Annotated in this window: 11 protein-coding genes, 1 other RNA gene and 1 CRISPR repeat array; of the genes, 5 read left to right on the top strand and 7 right to left on the bottom strand. The window is 63.2% G+C overall.

The window, feature by feature from the left end; genetic code table 11:
• Nucleotides 1–30 precede the first annotated feature (30 nt).
• Nucleotides 31–1,716: direct repeats of the CRISPR family, unit length 36 nt; unit sequence GTTCCGGCCAGAGCGCATATCCCAATCGCCTAAACT.
• Between the two features lie 70 nt (nt 1,717–1,786).
• From cas2 to ffs, 5 genes are all read right to left on the bottom strand, one after another.
• Nucleotides 1,787–2,092 (bottom strand): CRISPR-associated endonuclease Cas2, encoded by a 306-nt coding sequence (cas2, locus tag ACN4F8_RS01065; RefSeq protein WP_419471881.1) that lies wholly within the window; start codon nt 2,090–2,092, stop codon nt 1,787–1,789.
• Nucleotides 2,093–2,130: 38 nt separating this feature from the next.
• Nucleotides 2,131–3,060 (bottom strand): type II CRISPR-associated endonuclease Cas1, encoded by a 930-nt coding sequence (gene cas1, locus ACN4F8_RS01060; RefSeq protein WP_419471879.1) that lies wholly within the window; start codon nt 3,058–3,060, stop codon nt 2,131–2,133.
• 5 nt (nt 3,061–3,065) lie between these two features.
• Complete coding sequence (gene cas9 / locus ACN4F8_RS01055) at nt 3,066–6,119, bottom strand: type II CRISPR RNA-guided endonuclease Cas9 (RefSeq protein WP_419471878.1); 3,054 nt, start codon at nt 6,117–6,119, stop codon at nt 3,066–3,068.
• A gap of 166 nt (nt 6,120–6,285) precedes the next feature.
• A complete protein-coding gene (locus ACN4F8_RS01050) occupies nt 6,286–6,639 on the bottom strand; it encodes a DOPA 4,5-dioxygenase family protein (protein WP_419471877.1) in 354 nt (117 codons plus the stop codon).
• An 18-nt stretch (nt 6,640–6,657) separates the two neighbouring features.
• An RNA gene (ffs, locus tag ACN4F8_RS01045) (signal recognition particle sRNA small type) lies at nt 6,658–6,754 on the bottom strand.
• Nucleotides 6,755–6,827: 73 nt separating this feature from the next.
• Between ffs and dnaX the strand changes: the two genes are divergently transcribed.
• The 5 genes from dnaX (at nt 6,828) to ACN4F8_RS01020 (ending at nt 11,415) form a co-directional block, all read left to right on the top strand.
• A complete protein-coding gene (gene dnaX / locus ACN4F8_RS01040) occupies nt 6,828–8,768 on the top strand; it encodes a DNA polymerase III subunit gamma/tau (protein WP_419471876.1) in 1,941 nt (646 codons plus the stop codon).
• Nucleotides 8,769–8,802: 34 nt separating this feature from the next.
• Nucleotides 8,803–9,135 carry a YbaB/EbfC family nucleoid-associated protein gene (locus tag ACN4F8_RS01035; protein WP_056274724.1) on the top strand — a complete coding sequence of 111 codons (333 nt, stop codon included), beginning with the start codon at nt 8,803–8,805 and terminating at the stop codon, nt 9,133–9,135.
• A 15-nt stretch (nt 9,136–9,150) separates the two neighbouring features.
• Nucleotides 9,151–9,765 (top strand): recombination mediator RecR, encoded by a 615-nt coding sequence (gene recR, locus ACN4F8_RS01030; RefSeq protein ID WP_419471875.1) that lies wholly within the window; start codon nt 9,151–9,153, stop codon nt 9,763–9,765.
• A gap of 35 nt (nt 9,766–9,800) precedes the next feature.
• Complete coding sequence (locus tag ACN4F8_RS01025; RefSeq protein WP_419471874.1) at nt 9,801–10,205, top strand: MAPEG family protein; 405 nt, start codon at nt 9,801–9,803, stop codon at nt 10,203–10,205.
• A 151-nt stretch (nt 10,206–10,356) separates the two neighbouring features.
• On the top strand, nt 10,357–11,415 hold the full coding sequence (locus tag ACN4F8_RS01020; protein ID WP_419471873.1) for an ABC transporter substrate-binding protein: 1,059 nt from the start codon (nt 10,357–10,359) through the stop codon (nt 11,413–11,415).
• Nucleotides 11,416–11,425: 10 nt separating this feature from the next.
• Here the strand turns inward: ACN4F8_RS01020 and ACN4F8_RS01015 are convergent, their stop codons facing one another.
• A complete protein-coding gene (locus ACN4F8_RS01015) occupies nt 11,426–13,093 on the bottom strand; it encodes a transglycosylase SLT domain-containing protein (RefSeq protein ID WP_419471872.1) in 1,668 nt (555 codons plus the stop codon).
• Nucleotides 13,090–13,863, bottom strand: a complete 774-nt coding sequence (gene gloB / locus ACN4F8_RS01010; RefSeq protein WP_419471871.1) for a hydroxyacylglutathione hydrolase — start codon at nt 13,861–13,863, stop codon at nt 13,090–13,092. The genes ACN4F8_RS01015 and gloB overlap by 4 nt, the downstream gene beginning before the upstream one ends.
• Nucleotides 13,864–13,947 lie beyond the last annotated feature (84 nt).

Genomic DNA, 13,947 nt, shown 5'->3' with positions numbered 1-13,947 from the left:
TGTCATGCTGGCGACCAGTTTTGTGAATGTGTTCCGGCCAGAGCGCATATCCCAATCGCCTAAACTACCATGCGTAAAGACAATGTACCAGCAGAGGTTCCGGCCAGAGCGCATATCCCAATCGCCTAAACTGCGAACGACAAACGTGATCGGGTCGCTCGAGTTCCGGCCAGAGCGCATATCCCAATCGCCTAAACTATCAGGGCGATCTTCTCTGCGAGAGTGGTCAGTTCCGGCCAGAGCGCATATCCCAATCGCCTAAACTCTGAGTTCACTGGCTATGACTTGCAGCTCCGTTCCGGCCAGAGCGCATATCCCAATCGCCTAAACTATCGAGCGAAGGCATGAGAGGCATGTTCTTGTTCCGGCCAGAGCGCATATCCCAATCGCCTAAACTAGTCAACGATACTTCACGCGCCGTTTGTGCGTTCCGGCCAGAGCGCATATCCCAATCGCCTAAACTCTCACGGCGCTGTCGTAGGCTTCTTGACAGGGTTCCGGCCAGAGCGCATATCCCAATCGCCTAAACTCGGATCTTACGCAGGGTTTGAGCAACGACGGTTCCGGCCAGAGCGCATATCCCAATCGCCTAAACTGCGGCCAAGACGAACGAGGAGCGCAAGCAAGTTCCGGCCAGAGCGCATATCCCAATCGCCTAAACTTGCGCCGAGGAAAACCACGACAAACGACAGGTTCCGGCCAGAGCGCATATCCCAATCGCCTAAACTGGCATCAGATGGCACTCCGCACCATGTGCAGTTCCGGCCAGAGCGCATATCCCAATCGCCTAAACTGCACGGTGGATGCGCAATCAGCAAGTCCCAGTTCCGGCCAGAGCGCATATCCCAATCGCCTAAACTGTTCTCGACTTTGAGGACGTTGATCGTTGAGTTCCGGCCAGAGCGCATATCCCAATCGCCTAAACTAATACGCTAGTGCGCCCCCGCGCAGGGCGGTTCCGGCCAGAGCGCATATCCCAATCGCCTAAACTCATGGCGATGAACGAGCCGATCACGATGTAGTTCCGGCCAGAGCGCATATCCCAATCGCCTAAACTCGGCGGAGGTGGGGCGATAGATCCACCGTTGTTCCGGCCAGAGCGCATATCCCAATCGCCTAAACTGAGACGGTCGCGTTGAGTGATGCACCACCGGTTCCGGCCAGAGCGCATATCCCAATCGCCTAAACTCACCGGGCCTTTGATCCCAGCCGAACCACCGTTCCGGCCAGAGCGCATATCCCAATCGCCTAAACTCAAGTCGTTTCGCGCCGAGAGGTCCAGCGCGTTCCGGCCAGAGCGCATATCCCAATCGCCTAAACTATCGCCATGCGTGAGCCACACGCCATTGCGTTCCGGCCAGAGCGCATATCCCAATCGCCTAAACTCGCAGTACGCGCACCGGCCGCCGAACTTCTGTTCCGGCCAGAGCGCATATCCCAATCGCCTAAACTGCTGGACGCCGCGATCAACGAAGCCACAGGGTTCCGGCCAGAGCGCATATCCCAATCGCCTAAACTTGCCTCGTTCTCGCCCGCCTCACTGTTCGCGTTCCGGCCAGAGCGCATATCCCAATCGCCTAAACTGAGGCAACAATTCTTAGCAAGCTGGGCGCTGTTCCGGCCAGAGCGCATATCCCAATCGCCTAAACTGCCCCCGCTGGTCATCCAACGCGCAGCACAGTTCCGGCCAGAGCGCATATCCCAATCGCCTAAACTAGGTCGGCGGTAACCCCTTGATTTTCAAGGGGTTTTCGCTTTTCTGAGGCAGGAAAAATCATCGAAAAAGTCAGAACAGATCGAACTGGTCGGGGGTTTTGTTGGCAGGCAGCTTGAGCTGACCGCTGAAGCTGATGATGCGCTCGTACTGCTTGTCGGTGAACTGGAGGATATTGACTTTTCCGCCCTCAGGCAACGCCGTTTCCACGCGCTTGCAGTAGGTCTCTACCTGCGTCGGGCTTGTGCAAAAGCGCATGTACACGCTGAACTGGCTCATCTCGAAACCCATGTCGAGCAGTGCGTTGCGAAACTCGGTGGCGGCCTTGCGCTCGGCCCGCTCTACAACCGGTAGGTCAAACATCACCACCATCCACATGAGCCGGTACCCCGTGAGCATGTTCGATGCCACATGCGCTACTCGTCGCGCAGCGCGTTGGCCAGCGCCAACGGCAACCCAGGCAACGGCAGGTCGAGCTTGTCGCGTTGCCCTAGGTACACCAGCGCAAGTGATGTGGCCAACTTCTGGACGCAGACAAGCACTGGGGTGGCACCCGCATCGCTCTGCATGTCGTCATACAGGGTCCTTACCAGTGCGCGCTTGGTTTCGGGTGTAACGTCCCTTTCCTGATTTCGCATGAGTTGCCACACCTTGAGATCGATCACGGGTCTGAACGGCTCCATGACGTCGTCCACGAGTCGCATGGCATTTTGATCGTTGCTGTGGTGAAGCCCGATGCTGGGGTGCAGTCCTGCGGCGATGACAGCGCGCGCGGTAGCGGCGCGGAGCACCGTGTAGCCATAGTTCAGAAGACCGTTGAGTCCTGGCGCGTTCTGGTCGCGTCGAAAGTCGGGGCCGAACAGCAAGCCCCAGTAACGTCGGGCTCCTTGAGCCTCCAGGTTTTCGGGGTCTCCGCTTCGGACCTTGCTTGCCAGGGCTGTCAGCGGCGCCGTCGGGGCGCCAGTGGCCTCAAGGGCAGCGGCTTGTTGTTCCAGCTTGGAGCGCACAACGGCAGCCCACAGGCGTTTGTGCGTGGGCAGGCTTGCTGCAATCTGGGCCTCGATGCGTCTTGACTGCTCAAAGTTGCCCTCTACCGGCAGCAGCATGCCGACGGCGTTGTGATTGGCCGCGCACAGCACAAACGGAGCACCCCGTTCAGCCAGCGCGACCAGCAGGTTGTTGGTGTACGAGAGGCCATGGGCGTTGGCAATGACCGCCGCGATGTCGTCCAGTGGCACCTGCCCCAGTTCCTTGCGCTCTCCTTCGGTGTCCTGCACCACCAAGAACCCGCGGTGCATGAACAAGTGGCGCCGGTCGTCAGCCACTTCGACAATGCGGCCGATCATGAGCGCTACTCCTTGAAACCCGGATCGCGCAGCTCGCCGATGGGGGAAATGTTGACTCGGCGGGCTTTCGACTTTTGTAGTGAACCAGCGGTCTTGAACACGTAGGCCATTTCCTTGGTGCGAGTTCGCTTGTCTACATTGGCCTCGTTTTGATCAGCGAATGCCAGAGTCCCTGCTGAGTTTGCGTAGACCAACCTCATCACACGAACGACATTTGCATGTTCCAAGCGCATGCAGTCGTCCTTGGCAAGACGCATGACCAGCTGTCGTCCGCTGACGCTCAGGCTCGGGTGCCGCAGCCGAAGCGCTCCCTCCTTTTTCGCCAACTGATAAGCCTCAAACGTCGAAACCACCTCTCCTTCCCACTTGCCTTTCTCGTTGCGCACGATCTCGATGCAGTAGTTGCTGTCCCCCTTGTATCCCTTGTAGGGCCTGGGTTGGCCGTTGGGCAGCATGCCGTGGCGAGCAGCGGCCTTTGCGTCCGCCATTTCAATGACCTTGAGAGCACTGACTTCTCGTTGTCGCACGCCATCCACCACTTTGCGCACGCTGACCATGCCGTCACCCAGCAGCGAATATGCTGTGTCGTTGTGCATGGCGCCCTCATGGCTGTGATCTGGCTTGTGGCTGACCCAGATGCGCTGTACCGCGCGCTCCACATGTTCCCTGTAGCTGGGCCAGGGTAGTGGCATGTCGTCCACCAATCGGTTGAGTTGCCGCTCCCTCGCGCTGGCGCTGGCTTGCGCGAAGCGTTGCAGCATGCCCTGATCCGTAACACCGATCACGCAGGCATCGACCGCGTGGTGGCGGTGGTCGTTGCGGTTCTTTTCGCCATTCAGTCCGAGCACTTCGTTGAGCCCGAATTTGCCTCGCAACATGGCGGTCATCTGTCCGGGAATCACGCGTGTGTCCTGTGGACAAATGAGGCTCAGGTATTCGCGTGCAACCCGGCTCAGGTAGCGGGTGTCGTTCAGCGCACGGGCCAGAAAGTCCTTGTCTTCGCGTAACCACTTTTGCAAACCGTCCTCGCCGAAGCGGTAGCGCTTGTTTTTGGGCATCAACTCGGCGCGGGCGAGGATGGCGTCATAGTCCCATCCCTTCGACGCAAAGTCGTGGCGGGCATCCCATGGAGAGCGATTGCCTTTCACTCGGTTGGCCTGGCGTGTGGCCACGGTCTTGTTGTTGAGGCTGTCGTCCAGTGTCTGTGAGAACGGCAGGATGTGCTCAATCTCCACCTGATCGCTCAGCACCATGCCCGCACCGATCTGTACCCCGCTGTACGGGCAGCGCCTGTCTGCAGGGTCAAAGCTGAGTTCTTCCCACAGAATCATCTTTTGAATGTCGGCTTGCCGAACACGTTCGGGAGCGCACTGCAGGATGCCGGACGCCTCGTTGCGCAGGCGTTCGTTGCGTTTCTGGTTCCTTGCCTGTCGCTCCTGGTCTTCCTTGCGTTGTTCCAGGTTCTGTTTCAGGTCGCGCGCCACTTCCACAATGACTTCGCTGGGATGGCCGTAGCGTTGAATGAGGGCGTTGACCACCGTTCGCACCTGGTTCAATCCGATGTGAACCGTGGGGTTGGCGATCTTGCCGTAGCGCTTTTCAGGTGTGTCGTTCGTATTGCCTGTGCCGAACCCCACGTGGCGTTGCAGGTACTCGCCGTAATAGGGCAGAGCCGGCAGAATTTCCCCGGTTGCTGCATGGCTGATGTGGCTGTGATGGCCGAAGCCGGCGGCTTGAACGGCCTTGTCGTACGTGACCACATCCGCACGCAGCGCAGGCAGGATGCGGGCGAGTGCCTTCGCGCTCAAGCTGCCGTAGCCTTCGGGCAGTCCTGTGTTCGCCAATGCTTCTGCCCGTGCTTCATCAGCACCCGTATGCTCCTGCAGCCAGCGCACCAGGCGGCTCTCGTTTTCCTCGGTCACCAACTGTATGGCGATGGCGTCTTGCTTCGTTTCGTCAAAGCTCAGCCAAGCCGATCCGAAGAGGTCCTTTTTGCTCAGAATGGCACTGGTGGTGTTGCCCTTGAGTTCCTGCCGTTTGGCGTCTTCCAGATTGAAACGGGTGTTGCCGCCCAGCCCCAGGAGCTTTTTGATCTGGGTGAAGCTCAGCTTGCTTTTTGTGTCGAGTTCGTCGACCAGTCGATTGCGCTGCTCCAGCGTCAGAGCCTCTTCCTGCAACCCCTCTCGCAGGATGCGCAGGTTGTTGATTTCCTGGTAGATGCGAAAGCGTTGCTGGCTGGGCAGCGCCAGGGGTGCGCGTTCTTCCTCCGGCAACAGCGTGCAGCGGCCAGGTTTGACGGGCTTGAGCGGGCGCTGGTGCAGCAGGCAGTCCTCGAGGTCAAAGCGGGCAGCTTCATGAAACAGCGTTGGATGGAGTTCAGCCTGTTTCGCCCACAGGGCATCGAACTCCGCCTCGATCATGGCGCGATCCACATACAGGTCGTAACTTTTGTCGATGCGGGTTTTGCCATCTTCTTTTTCCACGCGCTGCTGACGATAGCGAGCGCGAACAGTTTGGCCCGCCTGATTGCGTCGGTGGAGATATTCGCCCACCGTTCGCGGCATACCGTTCGATCCCGCGGGGTCAATAGCGGCATGCAGTTGTCTGATTGCCGTTTTCAGCGCACCGCTGTCGCTGTCTTTTTTGTCGGTCTTTCGATTGCTCTTGAAGCCGCGCCGCTGGTTGATGTGAAACAACGCCCGGGCGAATTCTTCCGGCTTGAGCGCCGCATCCAACCCTCGGGCTCGAAGCGCATACGGGTCCAGCAGTTCGAGTTGTTTTCGGATGGCCGCGTCTGGCGAGAAGAAGCCGTATTCAATCAGTGTGCGCAACATGCGGGATTTGCGCTTGAGCAGTCGGTCGCGCCGTCTGCGCATGGCACGTGCATCGCGGCGCGTCACTGCCAGAGAAGACCCGTCTTTGGGATTGCGCCCATCGCTGAAGATTCGCGAGCCCGCCTTGATGACTGCAACGGGTTTGTCCCCAGCCAACCGCAGCATTGCCCATCCCAATGAGGTGCTGCCCAAATCCAAAGCGAGCCGATACCGCATTGCCGGCATGTTTTGTCTCCCTGAGTTTGCTATGGCGTGTTTGTAACACGCAGTGCTAAACTCGCCGAACTTAGTCGATTGGGATATGCGCTCTGGACGCTAACAAGCTGAAAGATGCACCAAATGGAAAGGCCGCTACATGCGGCCTTTCGTCTTTTTGAATACGGTGCGCCGTCTAATTACTGAGCACGCTCAGATCCAGCATGTAGGACTTGCCGATCCACAAGGCGCCATCTCGGTGATCGCTCAGGGCATCGCCGGTGTTGGGATGGATCAGCACATCCAGCGCGCCATGGTTGAGCGAGAGCCACGCTGCAACGTGGGCGAACTCGGCGGCACCAAAAGCCACCTGGTAGGTCCAGGCCGGGTGCGGCCCGACCGGTTTCTCGTGGAAGCGGCCGATCTCGACGCGTGCAGCCAGTTCGATGGCGATGACTTCGCGCAGTGACCATGCGGCGTCCCTGTTGTCGGCACCGAAGTACACGTGGGCGTGCCAACTGGTGATGGATGCGGGATCGCGCGAGGGCATGGGGAGGAGAGAGAAGAAGGTGACGAGCCTTGACCCCGGCACTGGATTCACAGTTAGGGCTGCTTGGTTCCCCACCTGACCCGGTTGGCCGCTTCACCATGCGGGAAGGCCCGTCGAGGTCGATTGTAGGCGATGCGGTGTGGTGTCGCAGGGCTTGGGCCCACAACCCGCCGCTTAGAATCGACCGCATGTCCTATGTCGTTCTGGCCCGCAAATACCGCCCGCGCAACTTCACCGAAATGGTGGGTCAGGGCCATGTGGTGCAGGCCCTTTCGAACGCACTGACCACCCAGCGGCTGCACCACGCCTACCTGTTCACCGGCACGCGCGGCGTGGGCAAAACCACCGTTTCGCGCATCCTTGCCAAATCGCTCAACTGCCTGGGCACGGATGGGCAGGGCGGCATCACGGCCGAGCCGTGCGGTGTGTGCCAGGCCTGTGCCGACATCGACAGCGGCCGCTTCGTGGACTACACCGAGCTCGACGCCGCCTCCAACCGGGGCGTGGACGAGGTGCAGGCGCTGCTGGAGCAGGCGGTTTACAAGCCGGTGCAGGGCCGCTTCAAGGTCTTCATGATCGACGAGGTGCACATGCTGACCAACACGGCGTTCAACGCCATGTTGAAGACGCTGGAAGAACCTCCCGAGTACCTCAAGTTCGTGCTGGCCACGACCGACCCGCAGAAGGTGCCGGTCACCGTGCTGTCGCGCTGCCTGCAGTTCAACCTGCGCCCCATGGCGCCCGAGACGGTGCAGCAGCACCTGGTGCAGGTGTTGCAGGCCGAGCAGGTCCAGGCCGACACCCAGGCCCTGCGCCTGATCTCGCGCGCAGCGCGCGGCTCCATGCGCGACGCGCTGTCGCTCACCGACCAGGCCATTGCTTTCGGCGGTGGCCAATTGCAAGAGGCCACGGTGCGCCAGATGCTGGGCGCGGTCGACCGTTCGTATGTGCTGCGTTTGATCGACGCCCTGGCGCGCGCCGATGGCGCCACCGTGGTGGACACCATCGACGCCTTGCGCCTCAACGGCCTGAACGCGGCCACCACACTCGAAGACATGACCGGCGTGCTGCAGCGCATGGCCGTGCTGCAGGCGGTGCCGGGCCGCGCGCCGGCCGATGGCCTGGAGGATCCCGACGAGGTCGAGATCGAGCGCCTGGCCGGCAGCCTGCCGGCGGACGAAACCCAGTTGCTTTACAGCCTGTGCCTGCACGGCCGCGCCGAGCTGGGCTTGGCGCCGGACGAATACGCCGGCCTGACCATGGTGTTGCTGCGGCTGCTGGCGTTCAAGCCTGCGGGTTCGGCCAACGCCACGGCGGAAAAAAAAACTCTGAAAGTCGTTGAGGCGGCACCACCGGAGATGGTGGTCGCTGCGCCAGCGAGTGCGCCGGTGGTGCGCGCTGCACCCGTTGCAGCACCTGTTGCGAAGCCGATGGCCATTCCGGTGGCTGCATCACCGGCGGCAAAACCCATGGTGGTTGCGCCTCCCGCTGTGGCCGCTCCGGCACCCCAACGCGCGCCGGTGGCCACCCCCGCCAGCCCGGTGTCAACGCCGCCCGAACTGGACGAAGCGCCTTGGCCCGATGACGACGGCCCGCCGTGGGAGGAGCCCCCCGAGGCAGCGCCTGCCCCGAGCCGCACCGTGGCCATTCCCGTGCGCGACGCGGGCGAGCCGGGCCGCGCTGACCAGCCGCAAGCCCGGCCGCCGGCGGCACAGACCGCGCTTGCACCGATTGCGCCCAGCGAGGAGGGCGATTTCTGGTTCGATGCCGTCATGCAACTGGTTCGTGCCGAGGCCATTTCGGCGCTCGTGCGCGAACTGGGCCTGCAGTCGCAGCTGGTGGCGCGCGACACCGACCGCTGGGTGCTGCGCGTGGAGCGCGAATCGCTCAACCAGGGCAACAGCCGCGAGCGCCTGGCCACGGCCCTGCAGACCATCGGCCACCAGGTGCGCCTGGTGGTGGAGATCGGCACCGTGGCCGACTCACCGTCGCGGCGGCTCGCGCTGGAAGCGGAGCGGCTGCAGCGCGAGGCCGAAGCGCAGATCCTGGGCGATCCGTTTGTACAAACCATGATGCGCGACTTTGGCGGCAGAATCGTCCCCGGCACGCTCAAGGCCACACGGGTCTGAGCCTCACATTCACCCTCACAAAGAAAGACACAGCATGTTCAACAAAGGACAACTCGCCGGCCTCATGAAGCAGGCCCAGGCCATGCAGGACAACCTGAAGAAGGCGCAGGACGAACTGGCGTTCGTTGAAGTCACGGGCGAGTCCGGTGCCGGTCTGGTCAAGGTGCTCATGACCTGCAAGCACGACGTGAAACGCATCACCATCGACCCCAGTCTGCTGACCGACGACAAGGACATGCTCGAAGACCTGGTGGCCGCCGCCTTCAACGCCGCGGTGCGCAAGGCCGAAGAAACCTCGGCCGAGAAGATGGGCAAGATCACCGCCGGCATGCCGGGTCTGCCCGGTGGCATGAAGTTTCCTTTCTGACCACCGCCGCATTGCATGGCCGAAGCCCATTCCCTTGAACACCTGGTTCAGGCCTTGCGCCGCCTGCCGGGGGTGGGCGTCAAGTCGGCCCAGCGCATGGCGTTTCATTTGCTGCAGCACGACCGCGAAGGGGCGCTGGCCCTGGCGCGGGCCCTGGACCACGCGGCCGCCACGGTGCAGCACTGCGCGCTGTGCCACACCTTCACCGAAGACGCCATCTGCCACACCTGCCTGGACCCGCGACGCGACCGCAGCCAGCTCTGTGTGGTGGAGACGCCGGCCGACCAGGCTGCCATGGAGCGCACAGGTGCGTACAAGGGCCTGTTTTTCGTGCTGATGGGCAAGCTCAGCCCGCTGGACAACGTTGGCCCGAAAGACATCGGCCTGCAGAAGCTGTTCGACCGCATCGATGCGCCAGCACAAACACCCACCGGTGTGTCCGAAGTGCGTGAGGTGATCCTGGCGACCAACTTCACCGCCGAGGGCGAAACCACCGCGCACGTGATTGCCCAGGCGCTCAAGGGGCGCGGGGTGCAGGTGACGCGGCTGGCGCGCGGTGTGCCGGTGGGCAGCGAGCTCGAATACGTGGACCTGGGCACCATTGCCCACGCGCTGGTGGACCGGCGCTGAGCCACACCGATTCCCTTCTCTGAAAGAACCAACCCATGAAACTGGCGGGATTGACCGTGGCTTATTGGTGCGTGCTGGTGGCGTCGCTGTTGCCCATCGTGTGCGCGGGGCTGGCCAAGTGGGGCATGTTCGGAACACCCAAACGCCAGGGCGGCTACGACAACAACCACCCGCGTGCGTGGCTCGCCAAACAGACCGACTGGCGCGCCCGCGCCAACGCGGCGCAGGCCAACAGCTTCGAGGCGCTGCCGTTTTTCATCGGCGCGGTGATCATTGCGCACCAGCTCGGCGCCTCGCAGCTGCGGCTGGACGTGCTGGCCTTCCTCTACATCGTGCTGCGCCTGCTCTACATCATGATGTACGTGGCCGACCTGGCCACGGTGCGCAGCCTGGTGTGGGTGCTGGCGCTGGTGGCGAACATCGCGATCCTGTTTGTCTGAGCAGCAGCTGTTCGGGCCGTTACATCGGCTTGCAAAAAACCCGAGCGAAATGCTCGGTACAAACCCGCTCGGGAATGGTCCCGATGCGGCTTTGGACACCCACCCGTAATCTCGCTGTATTCATAAAGCAATACAGAGAGGACAGTGGGGCATGCTCAAGCGCAGAGACTGGGGTCGGGTGATGGCAGCGACGGCACTGTCTGCGGGCCTGTCGGAGTTGCGCGCGCAGCTGGTCCAGCCGCCCTCTGCACCCTTGCCGCGCAACGCCCCCAAGCTGGTGATTGCGGTGGACAACCGCACCGACTTTTCCTACCTTCCGCTGACCATTGCCGACCGGCTGGGCTACTTTGCCAGCGAGGGGGTTGACGTGGAGGTGCGCGATTTTGCGGAAGCCTCCCAGGCCATGCAGGCCTTGCTGTCGGGCGCGGCCCATGCGCTGTCGGCACCCTACAGCAGCGCCATTGCCTGGCAGATGCGGGGTCAGTCGCTGCAGTCGTTTGTGTTGCAGGGGCGCACGCCGCAGATCGTGGTGGGCGTGTCCACCAAGACGTTTGCGCACTACCGCCAGCTCTCCGACCTGCGGGGCAGGCGGGTGGGCGTGCAGGCCATCGGCTCGCCTGCGCACCGCGTGGCGCATGCGGTGTTCAGCCGGGGCGGGTTGCGCTCTGACGAGGTGCAGTTTGTTGCAATGCCCAACGCCTGGGCCGCCGTCTCCGCGTTTCGCAACGGCGCGCTGGATGCCATCAGCTACACCGATCCCACCGTGACGCAACTGGAGCAGGCGGGGGAGCTCAAGGTGGTGGCCGACACACGCAGCGTGCGCGGCAATGCCGATGTGTTTGGCGGACCCATGCCATCGGCCTGCCTGTGTGCCACCAGTGGTTTTCTGACCCAGTTCCCGCGCGTCAGCCAGGCCATGACGGACGCGATGGTGCACGCGCTGAAGTGGCTGCAGACGGCCGGGCCGTCCGACATCATCAAGGTGGTGCCCGAGCGCTATTTCCAGGGCGACCGTTCGCTCTACCTGGCGGCGTTCAACCGGGCGCGCGAGGCTTGGTCGCCCGATGGGGTGATGCCGGCGGAAGGGCCGGAGATCGCGGCGCGGCTGGTGGCCCAGTTCGACGAACCCGGCTCGATGGACCGGTTCGATCTGGCCAGCACCTTCACCAACGTGTTTGCCCGCAAGGCCAAGGCCCGCTTCCGCGCCTGAGACCGTCCGCTCAGGGCTGCTTCTTGTCGTTTTTGGCGCTGGAGGCCACGCGTGTCTTGGCGCTGCTCGATGCCACTGACTTGGTGGTTTTCTTTTTGGCCACGGCCACGGCCTTGGTTTTGGTGGGTTGGCCCGCGCTCTTGGCGACCTTGCGGGTGCTGCTGGTCACCGCCTTTTTGGCAGGCGCGCTGCCCGATGCCGCCAGCGACACCCGCTTGGGCAGCATCAACGTCACACGCTGGCCGGGCTTGAGCGCCGCATTCACGGCCAGCTTGTTCCAGCCCGCCACGCTCACCGCGCTCACGCCGTAACGCTGCGCCAGGCGCGCCAGGTTGTCGCCCTTGCGTGCCTTGACCACCGAGCGGCGCAAGACCATGTCGGGCTGCAGGTTGAGCTGGGCGTTGTCGGCCACATGCAGGGGCACGTCGCTGTTGCGCTGGCCGGTGCGCGGCACCAGCAGGCTGGAGCCTGCGCGCAGGCTCATGCGGGGGGGAATGTTGTTGACGTCGCGCAGCTCGGACTCGCTCATGCCCACACGCTCGGCGGCCTGCGCCACGGTCATGGTGCCGGGCACCACCCAGGCGGTCCAGCTGGCCAGCGGCCCGGTGTGGGTGAGCAGCTTGTTCTGGAAGATGACCGCGTTGTCCCAGGGCAGCAAGATGTTGGGCGTGCCGGCGGCCATCACCACCGGCTGTTTGAGCGAGGGGTTGAGGGCGCGGAAATCGGCCTCACTCACCTCGGCCAGGCGCGCGATCACGGCCACGTCGATGTCGCGGTCAAGTGTCACGGTGTCGAAAAACGGGTGGTTGCCGATCAGGGGCAGCGTGGCGTTGTAGGCCTGGGGGCGGGCCATGATGTTTTTGACGGCCTGCAGCTTGGGCACGTAGGTGCGTGTTTCCAGCGGCATGTTGATGTCCAGGTAACTGGTGGGCAGACCCTGGCGCTGGTTGTTCGTGATGGCACGGTTCACATTGCCCTGGCCCCAGTTGTAGGCGGCGAGGGCGAGGTGCCAGTCGCCAAAACGGCGGTGGAGCTGCTGCAGGTAGTCGAGTGCGGCGCGGGTGGAGGCCAGCACATCGCGGCGGTCGTCGCGAAAGGCGTTCTGCTTCAGGTCGAACGACTGCCCGGTGGCGGGCATGAACTGCCACATGCCGGCGGCGCGCGCGCTCGACACGGCCTGCGGATTGAACGCGCTTTCGATGAAGGGCAACAGGGCCAGCTCCATCGGCATGTTGCGGCGCTCGATCTCTTCGACGATGTGGAACAGGTAGCGGCTGGAGCGCTCGGTCATGCGCTGGATGTAGTCCGGGCGCGTGGCGTACCAGCGCTCCTGGTCACGCACGAGCTCGTTGTCCAGATCGCTCATGGCGAAGCCGCGGCGGATGCGCTCCCACAGGTCGGCCGGTGCCGCGAGCGACGCCACCGGCGGCACGCTGGTGCTGGCCACGCCGATGTCGCTCAGCGGGATGTTCCCGGGCAGGCGGTAGGAGGGCAGGCGCGGTCCGCTGGGCGCGCGGGTGGCGGGTTCGCTGGCCGTCGGGGCGCTGGCGACCGGGCCGGTGTCCACCGTGGCGCAACCAGCGAGAAAGAGAGCGATGGCGAGGGCGGCTGCTCCACGCCAGCGGGGCGCGCGGCTGGGCGGGCGAGGGCAGTAAACAGAAGCTGAAGATGGGGTCATTTGAAGTTGTTTTTCCAGGTCCGCAGCGTGGCGAAGACCGACACGGCATCCGGGGTGGTGGCCGGCTCGTGGGCCTGAGCCGATCGCACCACGGCCGCTTCTGCGGTGCGCAGGAACGGGTTGATGTTTTTCTCCATGCCGATGGAGCTGGGCAGGGTGGGAAAGTTCTGGGCGCGTTGTTGCTGGCATGCCGCAACGTAAGCGGCGAGCGCGCGGTTGTCGGGCTCGATGGCTTGCGCGAACTTCAGGTTGGACAAGGTGTACTCGTGGGTGCAGCACACGCGCGTGCTGGCGGGCAAGGCGGCCAGCCGGGTGAGGGAATCGAGCATCTGTGCTGGCGTGCCTTCAAACAGGCGGCCGCAGCCACCCGAGAACAGCGTGTCGCCGCAAAACAGCAGGGGCGAACCTTCGGCCTGTGCTGCGTAAAAGGCGATATGACCCGCGGTGTGGCCGGGCACTTCGATCACCTCGAAGCGCAGGCCCAGTGCGTCCACGTGTTCGCCGGCGCTCACGCGCTGCAGCGGCTCGGGCATGGGCTCATGCGCCGGGCCGATCACGCGGGCACCGGTGGCTTCGCGAAGGGCGGCCACGCCGCCCGTGTGATCGGCGTGGTGGTGGGTGATCAGGATGGTGTCGAGTTGCAGGCGGTGCTGTGCCAGCCAGGCCAGCACGCCGTCGGACTCGCCGGGGTCCACCACCAGCGCGCGCTGGTGGTCGTGGAGGATCCAGATGTAGTTGTCGCTGAAGGCCGGCAGGGGGAACAGTTCCATGGCAAGAAGGCGTGCGCTGATGAGGTGGGGACGTGTAGAGTCCGAGGGCTTTCGCGGTGGTTTGCAGTGTCGCAGACTTCAGCT

Source organism: Hydrogenophaga sp., assembly GCF_048549895.1.
GTDB lineage: Bacteria > Pseudomonadota > Gammaproteobacteria > Burkholderiales > Burkholderiaceae_C > Hydrogenophaga.
The sequence above is the reverse complement of the archived record's forward strand: the minus strand, read 5'-3'. Positions and strand labels throughout refer to the sequence as shown.

Bases quoted from the DNA above. Each gene is read 5' to 3' on its own strand.
- dnaX (WP_419471876.1), top strand. From the start codon at position 6,828: ATGTCCTATGTCGTTCTGGCCCGCAAATACCGCCCGCGCAACTTCACC.
- ACN4F8_RS01020 (WP_419471873.1), top strand. From the start codon at position 10,357: ATGCTCAAGCGCAGAGACTGGGGTCGGGTGATGGCAGCGACGGCACTG.
- ACN4F8_RS01015 (WP_419471872.1), bottom strand. From the start codon at position 13,093: ATGACCCCATCTTCAGCTTCTGTTTACTGCCCTCGCCCGCCCAGCCGC.
- cas2 (WP_419471881.1), bottom strand. From the start codon at position 2,092: ATGTGGATGGTGGTGATGTTTGACCTACCGGTTGTAGAGCGGGCCGAG.
- recR (WP_419471875.1), top strand. From the start codon at position 9,151: ATGGCCGAAGCCCATTCCCTTGAACACCTGGTTCAGGCCTTGCGCCGC.
- ACN4F8_RS01050 (WP_419471877.1), bottom strand. From the start codon at position 6,639: ATGCCCTCGCGCGATCCCGCATCCATCACCAGTTGGCACGCCCACGTG.
- cas9 (WP_419471878.1), bottom strand. From the start codon at position 6,119: ATGCCGGCAATGCGGTATCGGCTCGCTTTGGATTTGGGCAGCACCTCA.
- gloB (WP_419471871.1), bottom strand. From the start codon at position 13,863: ATGGAACTGTTCCCCCTGCCGGCCTTCAGCGACAACTACATCTGGATC.
- ACN4F8_RS01025 (WP_419471874.1), top strand. From the start codon at position 9,801: ATGAAACTGGCGGGATTGACCGTGGCTTATTGGTGCGTGCTGGTGGCG.
- cas1 (WP_419471879.1), bottom strand. From the start codon at position 3,060: ATGATCGGCCGCATTGTCGAAGTGGCTGACGACCGGCGCCACTTGTTC.
- ACN4F8_RS01035 (WP_056274724.1), top strand. From the start codon at position 8,803: ATGTTCAACAAAGGACAACTCGCCGGCCTCATGAAGCAGGCCCAGGCC.